17 protein-coding genes, 3 tRNA genes and 2 pseudogenes are annotated in these 20,857 nt (G+C 70.9%); 12 read left to right on the forward strand and 10 right to left on the reverse strand.

What is annotated here, in order from left to right; genetic code table 11:
• Positions 1 to 250: pseudogene (locus tag ACWD0A_RS25485) on the forward strand (MarR family transcriptional regulator); the annotation flags it as partial.
• Between the two features lie 182 nt (positions 251 to 432).
• On the opposite strand, the gene ACWD0A_RS25490 reads toward ACWD0A_RS25485, so the two are convergent.
• From ACWD0A_RS25490 to ACWD0A_RS25500, 3 genes are all read right to left on the reverse strand, one after another.
• Positions 433 to 774 carry a hypothetical protein gene (locus tag ACWD0A_RS25490; protein ID WP_451301705.1) on the reverse strand — a complete coding sequence of 114 codons (342 nt, stop codon included), beginning with the start codon at positions 772 to 774 and terminating at the stop codon, positions 433 to 435.
• A 169-nt stretch (positions 775 to 943) separates the two neighbouring features.
• A complete protein-coding gene (locus ACWD0A_RS25495) occupies positions 944 to 1,894 on the reverse strand; it encodes a pirin family protein (RefSeq protein ID WP_451301707.1) in 951 nt (316 codons plus the stop codon).
• 172 nt (positions 1,895 to 2,066) lie between these two features.
• Positions 2,067 to 2,711 carry an isochorismatase family protein gene (locus ACWD0A_RS25500; protein WP_451301709.1) on the reverse strand — a complete coding sequence of 215 codons (645 nt, stop codon included), beginning with the start codon at positions 2,709 to 2,711 and terminating at the stop codon, positions 2,067 to 2,069.
• A 539-nt stretch (positions 2,712 to 3,250) separates the two neighbouring features.
• Here ACWD0A_RS25500 and ACWD0A_RS25505 point away from each other — a divergent pair.
• From ACWD0A_RS25505 to ACWD0A_RS25525, 5 genes and pseudogenes are all read left to right on the forward strand, one after another.
• The gene (locus ACWD0A_RS25505) at positions 3,251 to 3,946 is read left to right on the forward strand and encodes a type 1 glutamine amidotransferase domain-containing protein (RefSeq protein WP_451301711.1); all 696 of its coding nucleotides are present in this window, start codon (positions 3,251 to 3,253) and stop codon (positions 3,944 to 3,946) included.
• Positions 3,947 to 3,949: 3 nt separating this feature from the next.
• Complete coding sequence (locus ACWD0A_RS25510) at positions 3,950 to 4,513, forward strand: TetR/AcrR family transcriptional regulator (protein ID WP_451301713.1); 564 nt, start codon at positions 3,950 to 3,952, stop codon at positions 4,511 to 4,513.
• Between the two features lie 104 nt (positions 4,514 to 4,617).
• Positions 4,618 to 5,790 carry an MFS transporter gene (locus ACWD0A_RS25515; RefSeq protein ID WP_451301715.1) on the forward strand — a complete coding sequence of 391 codons (1,173 nt, stop codon included), beginning with the start codon at positions 4,618 to 4,620 and terminating at the stop codon, positions 5,788 to 5,790.
• 74 nt (positions 5,791 to 5,864) lie between these two features.
• A pseudogene (locus ACWD0A_RS25520) lies at positions 5,865 to 6,533 on the forward strand (NADPH-dependent F420 reductase); the annotation flags it as partial.
• Between the two features lie 55 nt (positions 6,534 to 6,588).
• Positions 6,589 to 7,539, forward strand: coding sequence for a LysR family transcriptional regulator (locus tag ACWD0A_RS25525; RefSeq protein WP_451301717.1), 951 nt, complete (start codon positions 6,589 to 6,591; stop codon positions 7,537 to 7,539).
• Positions 7,540 to 7,797: 258 nt separating this feature from the next.
• On the opposite strand, the gene ACWD0A_RS25530 is transcribed toward ACWD0A_RS25525, so the two are convergent.
• The 3 genes from ACWD0A_RS25530 to ACWD0A_RS25540 all read right to left on the reverse strand — a co-directional run bounded on the left by ACWD0A_RS25530 (position 7,798) and on the right by ACWD0A_RS25540 (position 8,221).
• Positions 7,798 to 7,871 (reverse strand) — tRNA-Ile (locus tag ACWD0A_RS25530).
• A gap of 199 nt (positions 7,872 to 8,070) precedes the next feature.
• Positions 8,071 to 8,143, reverse strand: a tRNA-Asn gene (locus ACWD0A_RS25535).
• Between the two features lie 5 nt (positions 8,144 to 8,148).
• Positions 8,149 to 8,221: transfer RNA gene (locus ACWD0A_RS25540), tRNA-Asn, on the reverse strand.
• Between the two features lie 172 nt (positions 8,222 to 8,393).
• Here ACWD0A_RS25540 and ACWD0A_RS25545 point away from each other — a divergent pair.
• From ACWD0A_RS25545 to ACWD0A_RS25560, 4 genes are all read left to right on the forward strand, one after another.
• Positions 8,394 to 8,693, forward strand: a complete 300-nt coding sequence (locus ACWD0A_RS25545; RefSeq protein ID WP_451301719.1) for a YtxH domain-containing protein — start codon at positions 8,394 to 8,396, stop codon at positions 8,691 to 8,693.
• Positions 8,694 to 8,793: 100 nt separating this feature from the next.
• Positions 8,794 to 10,239 carry an FGGY family carbohydrate kinase gene (locus tag ACWD0A_RS25550; RefSeq protein WP_451301721.1) on the forward strand — a complete coding sequence of 482 codons (1,446 nt, stop codon included), beginning with the start codon at positions 8,794 to 8,796 and terminating at the stop codon, positions 10,237 to 10,239.
• A 104-nt stretch (positions 10,240 to 10,343) separates the two neighbouring features.
• Positions 10,344 to 12,077 carry an ABC transporter ATP-binding protein gene (locus ACWD0A_RS25555; protein WP_451301811.1) on the forward strand — a complete coding sequence of 578 codons (1,734 nt, stop codon included), beginning with the start codon at positions 10,344 to 10,346 and terminating at the stop codon, positions 12,075 to 12,077.
• Complete coding sequence (locus ACWD0A_RS25560) at positions 12,074 to 14,005, forward strand: ABC transporter ATP-binding protein (protein WP_451301723.1); 1,932 nt, start codon at positions 12,074 to 12,076, stop codon at positions 14,003 to 14,005. Before ACWD0A_RS25555 ends, ACWD0A_RS25560 begins: the two co-directional genes overlap by 4 nt.
• Before the next feature lie 61 nt (positions 14,006 to 14,066).
• Here the strand turns inward: ACWD0A_RS25560 and ACWD0A_RS25565 are convergent, their stop codons facing one another.
• The gene (locus tag ACWD0A_RS25565; protein WP_451301725.1) at positions 14,067 to 15,185 is read right to left on the reverse strand and encodes an RNA polymerase sigma factor; all 1,119 of its coding nucleotides are present in this window, start codon (positions 15,183 to 15,185) and stop codon (positions 14,067 to 14,069) included.
• 188 nt (positions 15,186 to 15,373) lie between these two features.
• On the opposite strand from ACWD0A_RS25565, the gene ACWD0A_RS25570 reads away from it, so the two are divergent.
• Entirely contained in the window at positions 15,374 to 15,985 is a 612-nt protein-coding gene (locus ACWD0A_RS25570) for a hypothetical protein (protein WP_451301727.1), read from the forward strand.
• Positions 15,982 to 16,962 carry a nucleotidyl transferase AbiEii/AbiGii toxin family protein gene (locus ACWD0A_RS25575; protein ID WP_451301729.1) on the forward strand — a complete coding sequence of 327 codons (981 nt, stop codon included), beginning with the start codon at positions 15,982 to 15,984 and terminating at the stop codon, positions 16,960 to 16,962. The genes ACWD0A_RS25570 and ACWD0A_RS25575 overlap by 4 nt, the downstream gene beginning before the upstream one ends.
• A 42-nt stretch (positions 16,963 to 17,004) precedes the next feature.
• Here ACWD0A_RS25575 and ACWD0A_RS25580 read toward each other — a convergent pair whose 3' ends face one another.
• The 3 genes from ACWD0A_RS25580 to ACWD0A_RS25590 form a co-directional block, all read right to left on the reverse strand.
• Positions 17,005 to 17,490 (reverse strand): hypothetical protein, encoded by a 486-nt coding sequence (locus ACWD0A_RS25580; protein ID WP_451301731.1) that lies wholly within the window; start codon positions 17,488 to 17,490, stop codon positions 17,005 to 17,007.
• Positions 17,491 to 17,575: 85 nt separating this feature from the next.
• Positions 17,576 to 19,486: a DNA primase gene (gene dnaG / locus ACWD0A_RS25585; protein WP_451301733.1), complete on the reverse strand. Its 1,911-nt coding sequence runs from the start codon at positions 19,484 to 19,486 to the stop codon at positions 17,576 to 17,578.
• A gap of 34 nt (positions 19,487 to 19,520) precedes the next feature.
• Complete coding sequence (locus ACWD0A_RS25590; protein WP_451301735.1) at positions 19,521 to 20,783, reverse strand: NAD(P)/FAD-dependent oxidoreductase; 1,263 nt, start codon at positions 20,781 to 20,783, stop codon at positions 19,521 to 19,523.
• Positions 20,784 to 20,857: the final 74 nt, after the last annotated feature.

Raw genomic sequence — 20,857 nt, forward strand, 5'->3', positions numbered from 1 at the left:
CGTGGAGCGCCGGCCCGACCCCCGGGACCGGCGGGCCAAGCTGATCGTCCCCACTCGCCGCGGCCGGGACCAGATGGAGAAGTCGGACGCGATCACGGCCGCCATCGAGCAGCGGCACGCAGAGGCGATCGGCGAGCGGAGATACGCGGTGTTCAAGGACGCGTTCCGGGAGATCACCGCACAGCAGCTGGCACAGTTCGACGAGGTCGCGGCCGGCGGGCGGGAGCCGGGGAAGGGCACCGGTCGCTGATCCCGCCTCACAGTGGGACCTCGAAGGCGACCGCGCCAGGTGACCCAGCAGGTCGACCACGGTGGGCCCTACGGCGCTACCGCTTTCGACTGCTTCATGAGCGGCGGCGATGCCTCCAGCAGGCCATGTGCCTCTGGCCGGCGGGCGCGCGTTGATCGGGGACAGCGTCGGGATCGAGGCTGTCAGGCAGCGGTAGTAGTCCCGTACTTGGCCGGAGCGGGTGCGGACGAGGAAGTGTCCGCGCCCTGGTCCCACCGGACTTGTCCGTCCCGCGGGTCCAGCGGGCAGGGAACCGTGGCTGCCGGCGGCCCGTCTGGACTCGTCCAGCGGGTGGTGGTGAATGCGGTGGAGTCGATGGCGGCACCCCGGCGGTGCCGGACGGCGTCCTCGGCGGCAACACGAGCGACCACCTGTCGCACCGCCTCGACGCTGCGCGGCGCCTGGACGACCCACGTCTGGGTGCCGTGCACTTCCTCGCCGCCCACGATGCGCAAGGTCGGGACGGTAACGTTCCACAAGGTCATGGCTGTGATCACTCCTGTTGGCGGCCTTCGTGAAGGCCTGTTGGTGGGGGAACGGCAGTGGCCGGATCAGCTGCCGGCCGACAGCGACGCCTGGCCGAGCATGTCCCGTACGGCAGGCACCACCTCGCGGGCGAAGCGCGTGAGGTGCCCCGAGCGGTCCGGCACGGGGTCATGCGGCCGGGATCCGGCCGAGCCGTCCGGCCTGGAAATCGTCGAACGCCTGCAGGAGTTCGCTGCGGGTGTTCATGACGAAGGGGCCGTTCCAGGCGACCGGCTCACGGATCGGCAGACCGCCGAGCACGACCACATCGAGCGCCGGGGACCTGCTCTCCTGCTTCTCGTCAGCCTGGACGCTGAGCGCGTCGCCCGCGCCGAAGACGGCGAGCTGACCGGAGCGCACCGGTCGCGCGTCCTCACCGACGGCACCCCGGCCTGCCAGCACATAGGCGAGGGCATTGAAGTCCTGGCGCCAGGGAAGGGTCAGCCGCGCACCGGGACTGAGGGTGGCGTGGAGGAGGATGATCGGCGTATGCGTCGCACCGGGGCCGTGCTTTCCGGCCAACTCACCGGCGATCAGCCGGACCAGGGCTCCGCCGTCGTCGCTGGCGAGGAGTTCGAGTTGTGAACCGCGGATGTCCTGGTAGCGGGGTGCCGACAGCTTGCGGTCGCGGGGCAGGTTGACCCACAGCTGGAAGCCGTGGAACAGCCCACCGCTCATCACCAGGTGCTCGGGGGGTGTTTCGATGTGGAGCATGCCGGAGCCGGCCGTCATCCACTGGGTGTCCCCATTGGTGATGACACCGCCGCCTCCATTGGAGTCCCGGTGCTCCATGACGCCATCGATCATGTAGGTGACGGTCTCGAATCCCCGGTGAGGGTGCCACGGTGTTCCCTTGGGTTCGCCGGGGCTGTACTCCACCTCGCCCATCTGATCCATCATCAGGAAGGGATCGAGGTGGCGCAGATCGATTCCCGCCAGGGCGCGGCGCACGGGGAATCCTTCGCCTTCGAAGCCTTGGGGGGCGTCGGTCACGGCGAGGACGGGGCGCTGCCGGGCGGCTTCTCCCGGGCGTGGGATGCGCGGCAGGGCGAGGGGCGAGTCGGCGGTTACTGCGGGCATGGTCTTTCTCCTTCGAAGCAGCGGGCCCGCGGCGCGCCCCAGGGGCGAGATGCCGTGAGTCCTGGTCCGGGTACCGGGCCTTGCGGGGGGACAGGTCCCGGTACCCGGGGAGCTCCTGCGAAGCCGTTACGGGGGATGGGCGCCGCTGGAGCGGTTCAGGGGGCTGGACGGGTCAGCCGTTTTTGGAGTAAGCGGCGGACAGTTGACCCACCAGCGTGGCGAACGGCATGTCCAGCGCCCCATAGACCTCGTAGGCCTTGGGGTCGGCGTTGTCGGCGAGGACTTCGACCATCGTGGTGGCGTAGTCGGTGACGATGACGCCCGCCTGCTGCATGCGCAGCAGACCCGCCGTGCGCTTGGTCTCGCTGAAGGTGCCGGAAGCGTCGATGACCGCGTACGCGTCATAGCCGGCGGCCGTGGCGGAGATCGCCGGGAAGGCGAGGCACACCTCGATGGAGATGCCCGCGATGATCAGCTTCTTGCGGCCGGTGGCCTCCACGGCCTGGCGGACACGCGGCTCGTTCCAGGCGTTGACGGTGCCGCGGTCGATCACCTCGAGATCCGAGGGGAGGACCTCGGCCAGCTCCGGTACGAGCGGGCCCCACATGCCGTCCGCCATGGTCGTGGTCACCACGGTGGGGATGTCGAGCACCTGAGCCGCCTTGGCCAGAGCGGCCACGTTGTGCTTGAGCGTGGCGACACCGACGTCACGGACTCCGGTGAACAGGCCGATCTGGTGGTCGACGAGCAGCAGTGCCGCGTTGTCGCGGGTCAGCGGCTCGTGGAAGCGGCCGGTCGGGGAGAGGTTCTCACTCATCAGGCTTCTCCTGCGTAGGGGGTGGTCACTCACCAGTTAGTCAGTAACTTGACGGTCAAAACCTTGACTAGTTGCAGCCTATTCCGGACCCTGCGAGATGGACAAGATCACGCCGGCCCTCTTGGAGCTTCCCCCAGCAGTACCCAGTCCCGCTCCTCGAGGCCCCGGTCGGCTCACTGCTTGTCGCCGGCGCCCCGGTGACAGCCCCCAGCACACACCGCCGGTACGCCACCGGGCCCAGAGCCGGCTGCCGCATAGAGCCGGCAGTGCGGGTGCGCCCGCCGCGGCCGCTGGGAGGCCGGAGGCACCGGCTGAGCCCTATTCCCAGAGAGCCATTGGAGTTCCGATGGCAGGCATTGCGTTCCTCATTGGATACCTATCGGACCGCCGCCTAGTGTCGAGGACATCGCCGTTCTGACGATCTGCACTCAATGTGTCAGCGATCGCAGAGTGTCAGCGGACGCAGCACCTCGGAGCGCGCGATACGCAACCCACCCTCCGGGTCCGGCCAGCCGGGCCCCTCCCCTCGGAGAAACACCATGTCGAAGATCCTTTTCGTGATGACCGGCGTCGACTACTGGACGCTGGCTGATGACACCAAGCACCCGACCGGTTTCTGGGCCGAGGAGGCCGTCGCCCCGTACGAGGCGTTCAGGGCCGCCGGCCACGAGATCGTCGTAGCCACCCCGGGCGGCGTCGTCCCCACGGTGGACCAGGCCAGCCTCGCCCCCGAGGTCAACGGCGGCCAGGAGAACGCCGACAAGATCGCGAACGCGCTCGCCGCGATGACCGAGCTGCAGAACCCGATCGACCTCGAGAACGTGAACCTCGACGACTACGCCGCGGTCTTCTACCCCGGCGGTCACGGCCCGATGGAGGACCTCGCCGTCGATGCCACCTCCGGCACGCTGCTGATCGACACCCTGGAAGCGGGCAAGCCGCTGGGTGTGGTCTGCCACGCCCCGGCCGCTCTGCTCGCGGCCGTGAGGACTGATGGGTCCAACGCCTTCGCGGGCTACCGGGTGACCGCGTTCACCAACTCCGAGGAAGCGCAGGCCGGCTTCGCCGACAAGGCGAAGTGGCTGCTGGAGACCCGCCTGACGGAGGCGGGCGTGCAGGTGCAGGCGGGCGAGCCGTGGGCGCCGAACGTGGTCGTCGACCGCAACCTGGTCACCGGCCAGAACCCGGTCTCCTCCGCCCCCGTCGCCGCGGAACTGCTCAAGAAGCTGGCCTGAGCCATGGGCTCTGACCGGCTGGGCGAGGTCCTGGACGCCACCTACGACTGCCTGACCCGGTACGGCGTGCGGCGCACCACCATGGACGACATCGCCACCACCATGGGCGTCTCCCGGTCAGCGGTCTACCAGTACGTCCGCAGCAAGGACGATGCCTTCCGGCAGCTCGCCCACCGCCTGCACACCCAGGCACTGGAGCGCGCCCGGCAGGCGGCGGCCGCCGAGGACGTCCCGTACGCCGAGCGCGTCCGGGGCGTCCTGGCCGCCAAGCTCGACCTGGTCCTCCAGCTCGCCGGGGACTCCCCTCACACCGCCGAGCTCCTGGACGAAGAGGCCCGGCTGTTCGGCGGGATCTGCACCACCTTCACCGCGGACCTGCGCCGCCTGCTGATCGGCCTGTTCACCGAGGCCGGCACCGTGGGCGGTGTCGAGCCCGGCGAGGCGGCCGATATCGCGATCGCCCTGGTGATCGGGCTGGAGTCGGTGGGCGACGGCAGGCTGCTGCTGGGGCCCGCGACCGACGCGCTCCTGTCCGGCCTGCTGGGCGCCCCGGTCGCGACCCACTGACCGCGCGCCCCCGCGGACCGCCCCCGGCCTGCCCCGGTCACCATGCCCGGAATCCCCGGCGGCACCACCGCAGCACCCACTTCGCCTCCGCCGAAAAGCTCGCCATGGGCCTGATCAGCGGCACCCTCGCGGTCGGCGCCGGGCTCGACCTGGTCGGCGCGGGTCTGCTCACCCAGAGCACCGATCCCGACTACCACCGCGTCTTCTGGATGGCCACCGCCCTATCCGTGATCGCTCTCGTGGGCGTCATCGCCGCCGTCCCGCCCTCCCGCGAGACCACTGGCGGCCGCACCGACTGTGCCGGCGCGGCCACCCTGGCGGCCACCCTCGTCCTGTTCCTGCTGCCCGTCTCCCAGGGCAACAGCTGGGGCTGGGCCTCCCCGCGCACCCTGATCCTGTTCGCCGCCGCGGCCGTCTTGGCCACGGTCTGGGTGGTCGTCGAGCGACACGTCAGCGAGCCCCTGGTGGACATGACCATGTTCGTGTTCCGGCCGGTGCTCTTCACCAACATCGCCGGTGTGCTGCTCGGCTTCGGCATGTTCACCCAGTTCATCGGCATCGCCTTCCTGGCCCAAACCCCCAGGGATCTGGCCGGATACGGCTTCTCCGCCTCCGTGCTGGGCGCCGCGACCACTTACCTGCTGCCCAGCACCCTCGCCTCACTGATCGCCGCGCAGCTGGGCGGCACCCTGGTGCGCCGCGTCGGCGCCCGCGTCACCCTTGCTGCCGGCGCCGCCTCGGGCGTTGCCGGCTTCGTCTGGCTTGCCCTCGCCCACGACAGCACGGCATCCGTCGTCACCGCGGGCATCCTCACCGGCATCGCCGTCAGCTTCGGCTTCGCCACCCTTCCCGCGTTCATTGCGGCGGGCGTGCCTGCCCACCAGAGCGGCATCGCCAACGGCATCAACTCCATCGCCCGTTCGGTCGGCAGCTCCGCAGGCTCGGCCGTCATCACCATCCTGCTGGCCGCCAACACCCTGCCCCATCTCCCGCCCGGTAACCCCGCGTTGCCAGCCGAGGCGCAGTACAGCGTCGTCTTCACCCTCGGCGCCCTGGCCTTCGCTCTCATCGCCCTGGTCGCCCTCACCGGCCTCGACTTCAACGGCACGGCACCCAGCCGCATCGTGCGGCAACAGGCCAACAGCCTCCAGGCTCCGTCGGTGCCGCCCCAACCCGCTCCGCTGAACACCTCGGCAACCGACCTCGACGGTCAGCACATCCCTCTTGCTGAACAGGCCCATTCCTGCCCCCGGTTCAGCCCATCCGGCTCACCATGAAAGGGACGTTCGACGCCGTGTGACACGGCCCGCACAGCACCCCGTCCTCCCCATGCACCCCCGACTCAAGGAGACTCCCCATGAAGATCGGCATCATCGGCGCCGGCAACATCGGCGGCAACCTCACCCGGCGGCTGACGGCCCTCGGGCACGACGTGTCCGTCGCCAACTCCCGCGGCCCGCACACCCTGACCGCGCTGGCCGAGGAGACCGGCGCCACCCCGGTAGCCGTGACCGAAGCGGCCCGCGGCGCCGAGGTCGTCGTGGTCACCATCCCGCTCAAGAACATCCCCGACCTTCCGCCCGGCCTGTTCAACGGGGCCGCCGACGGCTTCGCCGTGATCGACACCGGTAACTACTACCCCAAGGAGCGCGACGGGAGGATCGCCGCCGTCGAGGACGAGGGGCTCACCGAGAGCCGCTGGACCCAGCAGCACCTCGGTCACCCGGTGATCAAGGCGTTCAACGGCACCTACGCCCAGGACATCCTCGACAAGCCACGCCCGAAGGACGACCCCGAGCGGATGGCGCTGCCGGTCGCGGGCGACGACGAGACCGCCAAGAACATCGTCCGCGGCCTCATCGACGAGCTCGGCTTCGACACCGTGGACTCCGGCGGCATCGACGACTCCTGGCGCCAGCAGCCCGCCACCCCCGTCTACGGCCTGCGCGGCGGCGTCGCCGAGGTGACGAAGGCCCTGGCCGAGGCGTCCCCCGAGCGCCCGGCCGCGTTCCGGGCGTAAGGATCCGGACGCCGCCACAGCCCGCCTTGCCATAGGGAGCGGATAGGATTCCTTCGTGAGACATAAGGATCCCGATGGCCCGACCGGGGTACCGCAGTCCGCTGCGGTACCCCACCCGGACCTGAACCTGTTGCGCACCTTCCTGGCTGTGTACCGCTCCGGTTCCTTCACCGCCGCCGCAGGACTGCTGGGCCTGTCCCAGCCCACGGTGACCACCCAGATCCGCGCCCTGGAACGGCAGACAGGCCGCGAGCTGTTCCAGCGCCTGCCACGCGGCGTCGCCCCGACACCCGTCGCCCACGATCTCGCGGCCGGCGTGGCCGCGCCCCTCGACGCGCTCGCCGCCGTCGCCGGGCACGGCACCGCACCGGACAAGCCGGCCGCCCCCGTCCATCTGGCAGGGCCCGCCGAGCTGTTGTGCACCCGGGTACTGCCGACGCTCGCCCCGCTGGCCGCCGACGGTGTACGGCTGCGCGTGACCACGGGCCTGACCGACCCGCTCCTGGAGGAGTTGCGCGCCGGACACTATGACCTGGTGATCGCCACCGTCCGGCCGCGCGGGAGGGCGCTGGCCGCCGTGCCGCTGATGGACGAGGAGTTCGTCCTGGTCGCCGCGCCCGCCTGGGCCGGCCGTCTGAAGGAACGGCTGGCCGCCGACGGCCCGGCCGCGCTGCACGCCGTCCCCCTGGTCACCTACGCCGAGGACCTGCCCATCGCCCGCCGCTACTGGCGCCACGTCTTCGGCACGCGGCTGTCCTGCCCCGCCGCCGTCACCGTTCCCGACCTGCGCGGCGTACTCGCCGCGGTCGCCGCGGGAGCGGGCTTCACCGTCCTTCCCCGCTTCCTGTGCCAGGACGAGCTCGCCTCCGGCGCCCTCGTGCCCCTGCACGAACCGGACGACCCGCCCATCAACACCGGCTATCTCGTCCAGCGCCCCGGCAGGCCCGCCAACCCCGACGTCAACCGGGTCCGCGACCTCCTCCTCGACGCGGGCCGCACCTGGTGACCCCCGGTTCCCCACCATTGAGCGGCATGCCGCGGCAGGTCGGTAGGGAGTCTGCACGGTTCGCCGATCCGGCTCGCCCTGCCGGTCGCAGGCGATGAGACCGCGACAGCCGCATGGACCTCGTGGCCCGCGACGCGTCCGGAGCCCTGTGGCTATGGATCTTGGTCTGAACGGATGAAAGGGGGCCGCGCATCGGTGCGGCGGCCCCCGTTCGCACATCCCCGCAGGTAGAAACGGTTCCGCTACGTGATCCCTGTGTGGGGCGGGTGGGACTCGAACCCACGGCCGACGGATTATGAGTCCGCTGCTCTAACCGGCTGAGCTACCGCCCCTCACGGCGCGTCGCGCACATTTGTGCGCGCCGTCTGCCGCAGCATAGCCGGTCATACGATCTCCTGCCTCGCACGGTCGGCAACGCTCGACCATGAGGACTTCCCTGTGTGCCGCCCGGTTCCGGATGTCGCGCTGAACATATGGAAGACCCCCGGAAACGCGAAAAAGGACCCTCGTCGGGGCCCTCTTCCGTCTCTGCTCCCCCGGCTGGACTCGAACCAGCAACCCTCCGGTTAACAGCCGAATGCTCTGCCAATTGAGCTACAGGGGATCGCGCTCCCCCGACTGGACTCGAACCAGTAACCTGCCGGTTAACAGCCGGCTGCTCTGCCAATTGAGCTACAGGGGATTGCTGCGTGTGCACCGAACGCACCTGCCGGGGTGCTCCCGGAGGGCGTGCGCTCGCTGCGACACATACATTAGCGCAAGCAGGGGGGTGCTCCGCCAATCGGTTCGGCACCGCGTGATCACGGGCCTCGACGGGTAGGCGGGCAGCACCGACGCAACGGAAGGTGACACCCATGCGGTACAAGCTCACGTTCGTCGTGGGACTGGCGATCGGCTACGTGATCGGCACACGGGCCGGCCGCGAGCGCTACGAGCAGCTCAAGAAGTCCGCGCGGCAGTTCTCCCAGAACCCGGCGGTGCGCAACGCCGCGGAGTCGGCCGCCCACAACGGACGCGAGGCGGCGGGCAAGGCGTTCCACGCCGTGAGCGACAAGGTCGGCGACCGGGTGCCCGAGTCGGTCGCGGAGCGGGTCCGCGCGCTGCGGGAGCGGGGCTCCGGCACCGAGGACGAATGGGGAACGAGCAACACCTGACACGCGATGCCGCCGGCGAACCGGCGGCATCGCCGTTTTCCGGCGCCTGCCCGTGGCACATGTGACGAGACCGCTCCCGGCGTACGGCAGAATTCCGGACATGGGGATAGTCGCCGGATTGGACAGCTCGTCCGCGTTCACACGCATCGTCGTCTGCGACGCGGACACAGGCGCAGTGCTGCGCCAGGGATACGCGCCGCATCCCGTCGAGCCCAAGGCCACCGAGATCGATCCACAGGCGTGGCTGCTCTCGCTCGGCGAGGCGGCCGGAGGCGGTCTGCTGGAGGGCGTGGAGGCCATCGGCGTCTCCGCCCAGCAGCACGGCCTGATCACGCTCGACGCGCAGGGCGGCCTGGTGCGGCCCGCACTGCTCGGCAACGACAAGCGGGCTCAGGTCGCGGCGGCCGATCTGATCGACGCGCTCGGCGGGCGCCAGGCGTGGGCGGAGGCCGTCGGATCGGTTCCGCAGGCCGCCCAGCCCGTGGCCAAGCTGCGCTGGCTGGCCCGCAGCGAGGCGGAGGCCGCGCAGCGGGTGGCGGCCGTGATGCAGCCGCACGACTGGCTGGTGTGGCAGCTGCTCGGCCGCCCCGCCCGTCGGACCACCGACCGCGGCGGCGCCTCCGGCACCGGCTACTGGTCGGCCGGCACCGGCTCGTACCGTCCCGACCTCGTCGAGCTCGCGCTCGGGCACCCGTGTGCGCTGCCCGAGGTGCTGGGCCCCGCCGACGCCGCCGGGACGACGCCGGAGGGGCTGCTGATCTCGGCGGGGACCGGGGAGACCATGGCGGCCGCGTTCGGGCTCGGCGTCGGCACCGGCGACGCGGTGGTGTCGCTGGGGGCCTCCGGTTCCGTGATGGCCGTGCACCACGAGGCGCTGGCCGACCCGACAGGAATGATCACCTCCTTCGCCGACGCGACCGGGATGCACCTCCCGGTCGTGCACACCCTCAATGCCGTACGGGCGCTGCGCGGCACCGCCGAGCTGCTGGGCGTGGCCGACCTGGCCGAGCTGTCGGCACTCGCCCTGAAGTCCACGCCCGGCTCGTCCGGCCTGGTGCTGCTGCCGTACCTGGAGGGCGAACGCACCCCCCAACTTCCGCACACGGCGGGCACCTTGAGCGGGCTGCGGCGTGAGTCGATGAAGCCCGAGCACCTGGCGCGGGCCTCGTTCGAGGGCATGCTCTGCTCGCTGGCCGACGCGCTGGACGTGCTGCGCGGGCGCGGGGTCGACGTGCGCCGCGTGTTCCTGCTCGGGGCGGCCGCCGAACTGCCGGCCGTCCAGGCCATCGCCCCCTCCGTCTTCGGGACGCAGGTCGTCGTGCCGCAGCCGGCGGACTACGCGGCCCTGGGCGCGGCCCGGCAGGCGGCATGGGCGCTGGGCGCCGCGCGGAGGACGCTGTCGCCTCAGGCGCCGCCGGCCTGGCAGGGCGCCGCCGCGCAGGTCTTCGAGCCGGGCGAGGATGCCGCGGTGGGCAAGGCGGTGCGCCAGCAGTACGGGGCGACGCGGGACCAGATCCACCCGGGGGCGTTCGGCCCCGCGGTATGACGATCTGCTTTTGACTCGGGCTTGGGGAAAACCCTTGGGGGTTCGGCGGCCGGGTGCCGGAAGATGAGGTGACCGCCGATCTTGCCGAGCCCGAGAGACCGCACGTGCTGATAAGACTGCTGCGGACCTACCTGAGTCCGTACAAGAAACCGATCGCCCTGCTGGTGGTGCTGCAACTGCTGCAGACCAGCGCCACCCTCTATCTGCCGACCCTGAACGCCGACGTCATCGACAACGGTGTCGTCACCGGGGACACCGGTCACATCCTGACCGTCGGCGCGCTGATGATCGGCATCAGCGTGGTCCAGGTGCTGTGCAACATCGGGGCCGTCTTCTACGGCGCCCGGACCGCCGCCGCCCTCGGACGGGACGTGCGGGCCGACATTTTCGCTCGGGTGCAGAGCTTCTCCGCCCGCGAGGTCGGCCACTTCGGTGCGCCGTCCCTGATCACGCGGACGACGAACGACGTCCAGCAGGTCCAGATGCTGGTGCTGATGGCGTTCACGCTGATGGTGTCGGCGCCGATCATGTGCGTCGGCGGCATCCTGATGGCACTCGGGCAGGACGTGCCGCTGTCGGTCGTGCTGCTGGCGGTCGTGCCGGTGCTCGGCATCGCCGTGTCGCTGATCGTCAAGACGATGCGCCCCCTGTTCCGCACTATGCAGGAGCGGCTCGACACGGTGAACCGCGTGCTGCGCGAGCAGATCACCGGCAACCGCGTGATCCGCGCCTTCGTCCGGGACCCATACGAGAAGGAGCGCTTCCGCGGGGCGAACGACGAGCTGACGGACGTGTCGATGTCCACCGGCCGGCTGATGGCGCTGATGTTCCCCACCGTGATGACCGTGGTGAACGTGTCGTCCATCGCGGTCGTCTGGTTCGGCGCGCACCGCATCGACAGCGGGGCCATCCAGATCGGCGCCCTGACCGCCTTCCTCGCGTATCTGATGCAGATCGTGATGGCCGTGATGATGGCCACCTTCATGTTCATGATGGTGCCGCGTGCGGAGGTGTGCGCCGAGCGCATCCAGGAGGTGCTGGACACCGACTCCAGCGTCGTTCCGCCGAGCGCGCCCGTGCGCGAGCTGCGCGCCCGCGGTCATCTGGAAGTGCGCGGCGTGGACTTCTGCTACCCCGGCGCGGAGGAGCCGGTGCTGCGCGGCATCGATCTGGTGGCGCGGCCGGGCGAGACCACCGCGATCATCGGGTCGACCGGCAGCGGTAAGTCGACACTGCTGGGGCTGGTGCCGCGGCTGTTCGACGCGACGGGCGGCGAGGTGCTCGTCGACGGCGTGGACGTGCGGGAGCTGGACCAGGAGCTGATGGCCCGCACGGTCGGGCTCGTGCCGCAGAAGCCGTACCTCTTCTCCGGCACCGTGGCGACCAACCTGCGCTACGGAAATCCGGACGCGACCGACGACGAGCTGTGGCAGGCGCTGGAGGTGGCGCAGGCGGCCGACTTCGTGCGCGGACTCGAGGGCGGTCTGAACGCGCCCGTCGCCCAGGGCGGGACGAACGTCTCCGGCGGCCAGCGCCAGCGGCTCGCGATCGCGCGGACCCTGGTGCAGCGTCCGGAGATCTACCTCTTCGACGACTCCTTCTCCGCGCTGGACTACGCGACGGACGCGGCGCTGCGGGCGGCGCTGGCGCGCGAGACCGCCGAGGCGACGGTCGTGATCGTCGCCCAGCGGGTGTCGACGATCCGTGACGCGGACCGGATCGTGGTGCTGGACGAGGGGCGGGTCGTGGGGGCGGGCAGCCACCACGAGTTGATGCAGGGCAATGAGACGTACCGAGAGATCGTGCTCTCGCAGCTGACGGAGGCGGAGGCCGCATGAGCGGGGGACCTGCTGCACGGATGATGGCGGGCCAGAGTCCCGGCGAGCGGTCGATGGACTTCAAGGGCTCCGGCAAGCGGCTGCTGCGGCACCTGGCGCCCGAGCGGGCCGCGCTGTGGTGGATGCTGGCGGCCGGTGTGCTGAGCGTCGCGCTGAACGTGATCGGGCCCAAGATCCTCGGAACAGCGACCGACCTCGTCTTCGCCGGCGTCGTCGGCCGGGAGATGCCCTACGGCACGACCAAGGAGCAGGCGGTCGAGGGCCTGCGGGCGAAGGGCGACGACGGACTCGCCGACATGCTCTCCGGAGTGGACTTCACCCCTGGCGAGGGCATCGACTTCACCGCCGTGGGCAACGTGCTGCTGGTGGCCCTCGTCGTGTACGTGGCGGCGGGCCTGCTGATGCTGGTGTCGACGAGGCTGTCGATCAAGGTGATCAACCGGACCGTGTACCGGATGCGCGAGGACGTGCAGGCGAAGCTGTCGCGGCTGCCCCTGTCGTACTTCGACAAGGCCAAGCGCGGCGAGGTGCTCAGTCGCGCCACCAACGACATCGACAACATCTCGCAGACTCTCCAGCAGTCGATGGGCCAGCTGATCAACTCGCTGCTCACGATCGTCGGCGTACTGGCGATGATGTTCTGGATCTCGCCGCTGCTGGCGCTGGTCGCGCTCGTCACCGTGCCGGTCTCGGTGTTCGTGGCGACGCGGGTCGGCAAGCGGTCGCAGCCGCACTTCGTCGCCCAGTGGAAGTCGACGGGCGCGCTGAACGCGCATGTCGAGGAGATGTACAGCGGTCATGCGCTGGTGAAGGTCTTCGGCCGCCAGAAGGAGTCGGCGCAGGGCTTCGCCGAGCAGAACGAGGCGCTGTACGAGGCCGGGTTCAGGGCTCAGTTCAACAGCGGGATGATGCAGCCGCTGATGCTCTTCGTCTCCAATCTGAACTACGTGCTGGTCGCCGTCGTCGGCGGGCTGCGGGTCGCGTCCGGCTCACTGTCCATCGGTGACGTGCAGGCGTTCATCCAGTACTCGCGCCAGTTCTCGATGCCGCTGACGCAAGTCGCCTCCATGGCGAACCTGGTGCAGTCGGGTGTCGCGTCCGCCGAGCGGATCTTCGAGCTGCTGGACGCGGAGGAGCAGGAGCCGGACGCTCCGTCCGTCGAGCGGCCCGAGCGGTCCGAGGGCCGGGTGTCGCTGGAGAAGGTGGCGTTCCGCTACGAGCCGGAGAAGCCGCTGATCGAGGACCTGTCGCTCACCGTCGAACCCGGGCACACGGTCGCGATCGTCGGCCCGACGGGCGCGGGCAAGACGACGCTGGTCAATCTGCTGATGCGGTTCTACGAGGTGACCGGCGGGCGGATCTCGCTCGACGGGGTCGACATCGCGAAGATGTCCCGTGAGGACCTGCGGTCGGGCATAGGCATGGTGCTGCAGGACACCTGGCTGTTCGGCGGCACGATCGCGGAGAACATCGCGTACGGCGCCTCGCGGAAGGTGTCCCGTGAGGAGATCGAGGAGGCGGCGCGCGCGGCGCACGCGGACCGGTTCATCCGCACGCTGCCCGACGGCTACGACACGGTGATCGACGACGAGGGCTCGGGCGTGAGCGCCGGCGAGAAGCAGCTGATCACCATCGCGCGGGCGTTCCTGTCCGACCCGGTGATCCTGGTGCTGGACGAGGCGACGAGCTCGGTCGACACGCGTACGGAGGTGCTGATCCAGAAGGCGATGGCCCGCCTGGCCCACGGCCGCACGAGCTTCGTGATCGCCCACCGGCTCTCCACGATCCGGGACGCGGACGTGATCCTGGTGATGGAGGACGGATCGATCGTCGAACAGGGGACGCACGAGGAGCTGCTGGCGGCGGAGGGGACGTATGCGCGGCTGTACGCGGCGCAGTTCGCGCAGGCGGTGGTCGAGGTGGAGTAGCCCCCACGCACCCCTTCCCGGAGCCGGGGCTTCGCCCCGGACCCGGCCGGCGGCGTGCGGGTCAGTCGAGGTAGCCGCGGAGTTGGTCGGCGAACGCGTGGTCGCGGAGTTTGGTCAGGGTCTTGGACTCGATCTGGCGGATTCGTTCGCGCGTCACGCCGAAGAGGCGGCCGATCTCCTCCAGCGTGCGGGGGCGGCCGTCGGCCAGGCCGTAGCGGAGCTGGACCACCTTGCGTTCGCGCTCGCCGAGCGTGGACAGCACCGCCTCCAGGTGCTCGCGCAGGAGCAGGAAGGCCGCCGATTCGACCGGCGACGCGGCGTCGCCGTCCTCGATCAGGTCACCGAGGGCGACATCGTCCTCCTCGCCCACCGGCGCGTGCAGCGACACCGGTTCCTGCGCGAGGCGCAGCACCTCGCCGACCCGCTCGGGCGGAAGGTCGAGCTGGGCGGCGACCTCCTCGGGCGTCGGCTCGTAGCCCCGCTCCTGAAGCATCCGGCGCTGGACGCGGACCACGCGGTTGATCAGCTCCACGACATGGACCGGCACCCGGATCGTGCGGGCCTGGTCGGCGAGCGCTCGGGACATGGCCTGGCGGATCCACCACGTCGCGTACGTCGAGAACTTGTAGCCGCGCGCGTAGTCGAACTTCTCGACCGCGCGGATCAGGCCCAGGTTCCCCTCCTGGACGAGGTCGAGCATGGTGAGCCCGCGGCCCACGTAGCGCTTGGCGACCGAGACGACGAGGCGGAGGTTGGCCTCGATCAGACGGCGCTTGGCGAGCCGGCCCATGACCACCAGCCGGTCGAGGTCGACCGCGAGCCGGGAGTCCGGGTCGGGCGTGTTCGCCAGCTTCTCCTCGGCGAAGAGGCCCGCCTCGACGCGCCGCGCCAGCTCGACCTCCTCGGCCGCGGTGAGCAGCGGGATGCGGCCGATCTCGCGCAGGTACTGGCGGAACAGGTCGGAGGACGGCCCCGATCCCTCGGCGGCGCGGGCCACGGGCCGGGGCGGCTCGGGGAGTTCGAGTTCGTCGGCGGCCTCGTCCTCGGCCGCGCTCGCGTCCACGGGGTCCGGCACCGCCTCCGGGTGCCCCGCCGGCGGGCCCTGCGCGGGCACCTGCTCGACGGCGGCCGTGGCGACGGCCACGGCCGCGTCGGTCTCGGTCAGGGTCTGGGTCTGCACGGGGGCGACCTCCAGGGTGATCGCTGCCGGTCGGGGGCGTGCGGCAACTCCGAGGGCTCAGGCACCGCTCCCAGTGTGGGGTACGACACATCCCTGCCACGAGGGGCGTGCGGTGACTTTTTGCGACCCGTGCGTGACCGGTCGGTTACTCGGATGCCCGGCGTGCGGGAGTCTGGGAGCATCTGCCGGTGCACAAGAGCTGTGAGTACGAGACCCATGTGACCGTGCGCTGCGGCGCCGGCGGGGAGGAGAGGCTGGACGTCTGGGCGCACGCGGCCGGGCTGAAGGTGACGCACATCGAGCCGGCGCGGGGCCGGATGGTCTCCCAGCCGATGCTGACCCTGAAGGGCCGCGACGGCTTCGCAGCCCAACGGGCCACCGCCGAGCGGCTGGTGGAACGGCTGCGGTCGGCCGGCTTCGACCCGGTGCGCGTGAAGATCGAGACCACGCCCTGGTCACCGGAGGTGGCGGCGACAGCGGACGGGTACTTCGAGCACCACGTGAAGCTGCTGCTGGACCGGGACTTCGACCGCGAGGCGCTCGCCGCGCTGGCCGTGCGGCACGGGGCGCACCTGTCGTGGAACGCGCGGAGGGTGTCCGGCGGCGGACGGCACGAACGGTTCGTGACGCAGCGCTGCCACCGGGTCTCCGCGGCGGAAGCGGGCGTGGCGTGTGACGCGCTGGTCGCGGAGTTGACGAAGCAGGGCTACGAAATCCGGTCACAGGAGCGGGAGTTCGTGCTGCACGACAGTGATCTGTCGGTCGACGACGGATGGATCGAGGAGGGGGCGGCACAGTGACGCAGGCAGGCAGGCGGCCGATTCCGGGCGGGCCGGAGGATCTGGCCGAGTCCAGGGCGGACATCGAGCGGCGCACCACGGAACTGCCGCGCACCCTGCGGGTGGGCATGGACCACAAGGGTGCGCGGCACCAGGTCTTCGACCCTGCGCTCAAGCACTTCAGCAGGGCGTTCCGGCCGTTGGACGCTGTCACGGCCGATACCGCGGCCTGGCAGTCGGCCCGGCGCACCGCGCTCGACACGGTCCTCGACGCCGTCTCGCGATCGGGATGGGCCGATTCGCTGGTGCTGCGCGGCAGCATGCCGATGGCGGCCTGGTTCCCCGGGGAGGCACGCGAGCCGAAGGATCTCGACTTCGTGGTCGTGCCCGCCGACTGGAACATCGAGGAGGAGCGCACCGGCACCATGCTGGCCGGGATCGCGTCGGCCGCGCAGCGCGCGGCCGAGGAGCGGGGCGGCCCGCTGACGATCGACGCGAGCGGCGCCGAGTCCGAGTACATCTGGACGTACGACCGGGTGCCGGGGCGGCGGATGGTGCTGCCGTGGTCCGTTCCGGGCCTGCCCGGCGGTCAGGTCCAGCTCGACTTCGTCTTCAACGAGCGGCTGCCGAGGGAGGCGGTCCGCACGACGGTCGCGGGCACCGAGCTGCAGGCGGCGAGCCCGGAACTGTCTTTGGCGTGGAAGCTCCAGTGGCTGCTCACCGACGTCTGCACGCAGGGCAAGGACCTTTACGACGCCGCCCTCCTCGCAGAGCGCCACCCGTTGTCGTACGAGCTGCTCGACGAGGTGTTCCGGCTGACCGGCGAGTGGCCGTATCCGTACCGCGAGACGGTCCTGTTCGAGGACGTCGTGGAGGCCGTCGGGTACGTCGAGTGGGACCACTTCGCCGCGGACTACCCGCAGTTCGCGGACGACGAGCGCGTGTACGTGGAACGGCTGCTGACGGCGCTCGCCCCGACCTTCGCGGACGAGCGGTGACTTCTGGGGGCAGCCCGGCGGGAACGTCGACGGCCGCCGGGGTCAGTCCCCGCGCGGCCCCCGGAAGTGCACCGAGGTGACGAGGGCGTAGTCGAAATAAATCGGGTCGCCCTCCTCGTCCATCGGGTACTCGAAGCTGCTCTCGTTCGACAGGATCACCTTGAGGTCGGGAAGAGTGTCCACCCCGTCGTCGTTCTGCTCGACCGTGTGGCCCCGTTCCTGGGGGCGCTCCAGCAGTTCGTCGCTGGGAGTGCGGAAGACGTCGAGCCCGTCGAGGACGGCCGTCACATCCGCGTCCTCGATTCGGAACCGGTACACGTGGATGTCGGTCAGCGCGCCCTTGGGGAAGCCGAGCGTGAACGCCGTCTCGGACTCCGCGTGCCCGCAGAACACCTGCCCGGCCGCGTCGCCGTAGTCCGCGCCGGACGGGAAGAAGCCCAGTTCGCGCGCGGCCCCGACCGCCTCCTCGGCCGACATGCCGAGCCGGAGCGTGGCAACCCCCACCTCCGGCAGCAACTCAAGAACCATCGCCGTCCTTCCAACCGTCCGACACGGACCGCTCATCGGCCTCGCGCCGGCCCTCGCGTCCCGCTGAGGCGGGCCGAGCGGGGCGCTACAGCGCCGCCGCGCCCTGGTTGCGCAGGGACTGGGCGTACTGCTGGAGCACCCACAGTTCGTTGGCCACGGCCGCGTACCGCTCGGGCTCGGCGTTGCTTCCCAGGCGGGCCATCGTGCCCTGGATGTCGCGGATACGGCGGTCCACCGCGCGCAGCCGGACCTGGACGAGCTGCTCGCCCGCGTACGCCTCGTCGACGGTCCTGCCGTGGACCGCCTCCACCGCCAGCTCGGTGACGAGCGCGCGCACCGTGTCGTTCGGCGCGGCATCGCGGACGCGGGCCAGGTAGCCGGGGGTGTCCCCGGCGCCCTGCTCGGCGCCACCGGCGTCCTCGATGGTCTGACGGACGGCCGCGTACGGCGGGGCGGTGAACTCGTCGACGCCGTAGGCGTCGAAGGCCGGCGAGACCAGGGCCGGGTACTGGAGCGCGAGCTTGAGCAGTTCGCGCTCGGTGCGGTGGGCGGGGCTGCGCAGATTGAGCGCGGGCCCGGACGCGTACTGAGGCGCCGGCGCTGCCTGGACCTGCTGCTGCGAACGCGCGGCGCCGGACCTCTCCGGGCCGCCGCGCCCGCCGCGCTCACGGGCCCAACGGGCCAGCTGCGCCACCCGCTTGACCACGAACTGCGTGTCGAGGATCCCGAGCATGCCGGCGAGCTGAACGGCCGACTCGTGCTGGATCGCGATGTTCTTGATGCCGGCGACGACGGGGGCCGCCTCGTCGAGGGCGGCGGCCCGCCCGGCGGGGGTCTCCAGGTTGTGCCGGGCCACCATCTGCCGGATCGCGAACTCGAAGAGCGGAGTGCGGGATTCGACCAGCTTCTGCACCGCCGCGTCGCCCTCGGCGAGCCTCAGCTCGCACGGGTCCATACCGCCGGGGGTGATCGCGATGGACGTCTCGGCGGCGAACTTCTGGTCGTCCTCGAAGGCGCGCAGCGCGGCCTTCTGCCCGGCCGCGTCGCCGTCGAAGGTGAAGATCACCTCGGCGGTGGCGTTGTCCATCAGCAGCCGGCGCAGGATCTTGATGTGGTCACCGCCGAAGGCCGTGCCGCAGGTCGCGATCGCGGTGGTGACGCCCGCCAGGTGGCACGCCATCACGTCCGTGTAGCCCTCGACGACGACGGCACTGCTCGTGCGGGCGATCTCCTTCTTGGCGAGGTCGATGCCGTACAGGACGTGCGACTTCTTGTAGATCGCGGTCTCGGGGGTGTTCAGGTACTTCGGGCCGTTGTCGTCGTCGCGCAGCTTACGGGCGCCGAAGCCGACGACCTCGCCCGTGATGTCGCGGATGGGCCACATCAGCCGGCCGCGGAAGCGGTCGATGGGACCGCGGCGGCCGTCCTGGGAGAGGCCGGAGAGGACGAGCTCCTTGTCGCTGAAGCCCTTGCCGCGCAGGTAACGGGTGAGGTGGTCCCAGCCGGCCGGGCTGTAGCCGACGCCGAAGTGCTGGGCGGCCGCCTGGTCGAAGCCGCGCTCGGCGAGGAACTTCCGGCCGATCTCGGCCTCGGGACCGTCCAGCTGCTCGACGTAGAACTCGGCGGCGATCTTGTGCGCCTCGACGAGGCGGATGCGCTCCCCTCGCTGGTGGGTGGGGTTGTACCCGCCCTCCTCGTAGCGCAGGGTGATGCCCGCCTGGGCGGCGAGGCGCTCGACCGTCTCCGAGAAGGAGAGGTGGTCGATCTTCATCACGAAGGCGATGGTGTCGCCGCCTTCCTGGCAGCCGAAGCAGTGGAACAGTCCCTTGCTCGGGCTGACCTGGAAGGAGGGTGACTTCTCGTCGTGGAAGGGGCACAGGCCCTTGAGGTTGCCGCCGCCCGCGTTGCGCAGCTGGAGGTACTCGGACACGACGGCGTCGATCGGGACCGCGTCCCGCACCGCCTTCACGTCGTCATCGTTGATCCTGCCTGCCACGCGTGAAGTCTACGGTGGAGCGGGGACAGCGCCCTCAGCCGCCGAGCTCCGTGAGCGGGACGCTCGGGTCGCCCAGCGCCTGGGCGTCCACGCGCGCCTTGGAGCGGATGAGCTGCTGGACGTTCTCGGTGACGTCCCACACATTGACGTTCATCCCCGCCAGCACCCGCCCCCCGCTCAGCCAGAACGCGATGAACTCGCGCTTGCCGACGTCGCCGCGCAGCACGACCTGGTCGTACGACCCGGGGGGCGCCCAGCCGCTGTACTCCATGCCCAGGTCGTACTGGTCGGAGAAGAAGTAGGGGACGCGGTCGTAGGTGACGGCCCGGCCCAGCATGGCGCGGGCGGCGGCCGGGCCGCCGTTCAGCGCGTTCGCCCAGTGCTCGACGCGCAGGCGGGCGCCGATCAGCGGGTGCTGGGCCGCGGCGACGTCACCGGCCGCGTAGATGTCGGGGTCCGAGGTGCGCAGGCTCGCGTCGACGGCGATGCCGCCGCCGTGCGCCCGGTCCGCGAGCGCGAGGCCCGCGCCCTCGGCCAGCGCGGTGCGCGGGGCGGCGCCGATCGCGGCGAGGACCTCGTGGGCGGGGTGCTCCTCGCCGTCGTCCGTACGCGCGGCGAGCACCATGCCGTCCTGGCCGGTGATCTCGGTGAGGCGGGCGCCGAAGTGGAAGCGGACGCCGTGCTCCCGGTGCAGCTCGGCGAAGACCTGGCCGAGCTCGGGCCCGATGACCTGGTGGAGGGGGGTGGCCTCCGGTTCGACGACGGTCACCTCGGCGCCGTATCCGCGGGCCGCGGCGGCGACCTCCAGGCCGATCCAGCCGGCGCCCGCGATGACGAGGTGGCCGTTGTCCCGGCCGAGCGCGGCGAGGACGCCGCGCAGCCGCTCGGCGTGGGCGAGGCGGCGCAGATGGTGGACGCCGGCGAGGCCGGTGCCGGGGATGTCGAGACGGCGCGGCTCGGCGCCGGTGGCCAGCAGCAGCTTGTCGTAGTGGACGACGGCCCCGTCGCCGAGGCGGACGGACTTGGCCGCGCGGTCGATGGACACGACCGGCTGGCCGAGGTGGAGTTCGACGTCCGCCTGCGCGTACCAGCCCGGCTCGTGGACGAAGACGCTGTCGCGTTCCTCCTTGCCCGTGAGGAAGCCCTTGGACAGCGGCGGACGTTCGTACGGGTGGTCGCGTTCGTCGCCGATGAGGATCACTCGCCCGGTGAACCCCTCTGCACGGAGGGTCTCAGCGGCCTTGGCCCCGGCCAGTCCACCGCCGACGATGACGAAGGTCCGATGTGCGTCGACCACGTGATGCCTCCTAGAGTCCCTGCACTGTTTGTCTCTGCGCCGCTCGGCCTTCAGCGAGCGTCCCGCACGGAGCG

Source organism: Streptomyces sp. NPDC002867 (assembly GCF_053591895.1).

Excerpts from the sequence above, each read along its gene's own strand:
- ACWD0A_RS25500 (WP_451301709.1), bottom strand. The coding sequence starts at position 2,711 with ATGAGTGAGAACCTCTCCCCGACCGGCCGCTTCCACGAGCCGCTGACC.
- ACWD0A_RS25495 (WP_451301707.1), bottom strand. The coding sequence starts at position 1,894 with ATGCCCGCAGTAACCGCCGACTCGCCCCTCGCCCTGCCGCGCATCCCA.
- ACWD0A_RS25510 (WP_451301713.1), top strand. The coding sequence starts at position 3,950 with ATGGGCTCTGACCGGCTGGGCGAGGTCCTGGACGCCACCTACGACTGC.
- ACWD0A_RS25550 (WP_451301721.1), top strand. The coding sequence starts at position 8,794 with ATGGGGATAGTCGCCGGATTGGACAGCTCGTCCGCGTTCACACGCATC.
- ACWD0A_RS25545 (WP_451301719.1), top strand. The coding sequence starts at position 8,394 with ATGCGGTACAAGCTCACGTTCGTCGTGGGACTGGCGATCGGCTACGTG.
- ACWD0A_RS25515 (WP_451301715.1), top strand. The coding sequence starts at position 4,618 with ATGGGCCTGATCAGCGGCACCCTCGCGGTCGGCGCCGGGCTCGACCTG.
- ACWD0A_RS25580 (WP_451301731.1), bottom strand. The coding sequence starts at position 17,490 with ATGGTTCTTGAGTTGCTGCCGGAGGTGGGGGTTGCCACGCTCCGGCTC.
- ACWD0A_RS25490 (WP_451301705.1), bottom strand. The coding sequence starts at position 774 with ATGACCTTGTGGAACGTTACCGTCCCGACCTTGCGCATCGTGGGCGGC.
- ACWD0A_RS25505 (WP_451301711.1), top strand. The coding sequence starts at position 3,251 with ATGTCGAAGATCCTTTTCGTGATGACCGGCGTCGACTACTGGACGCTG.
- ACWD0A_RS25560 (WP_451301723.1), top strand. The coding sequence starts at position 12,074 with ATGAGCGGGGGACCTGCTGCACGGATGATGGCGGGCCAGAGTCCCGGC.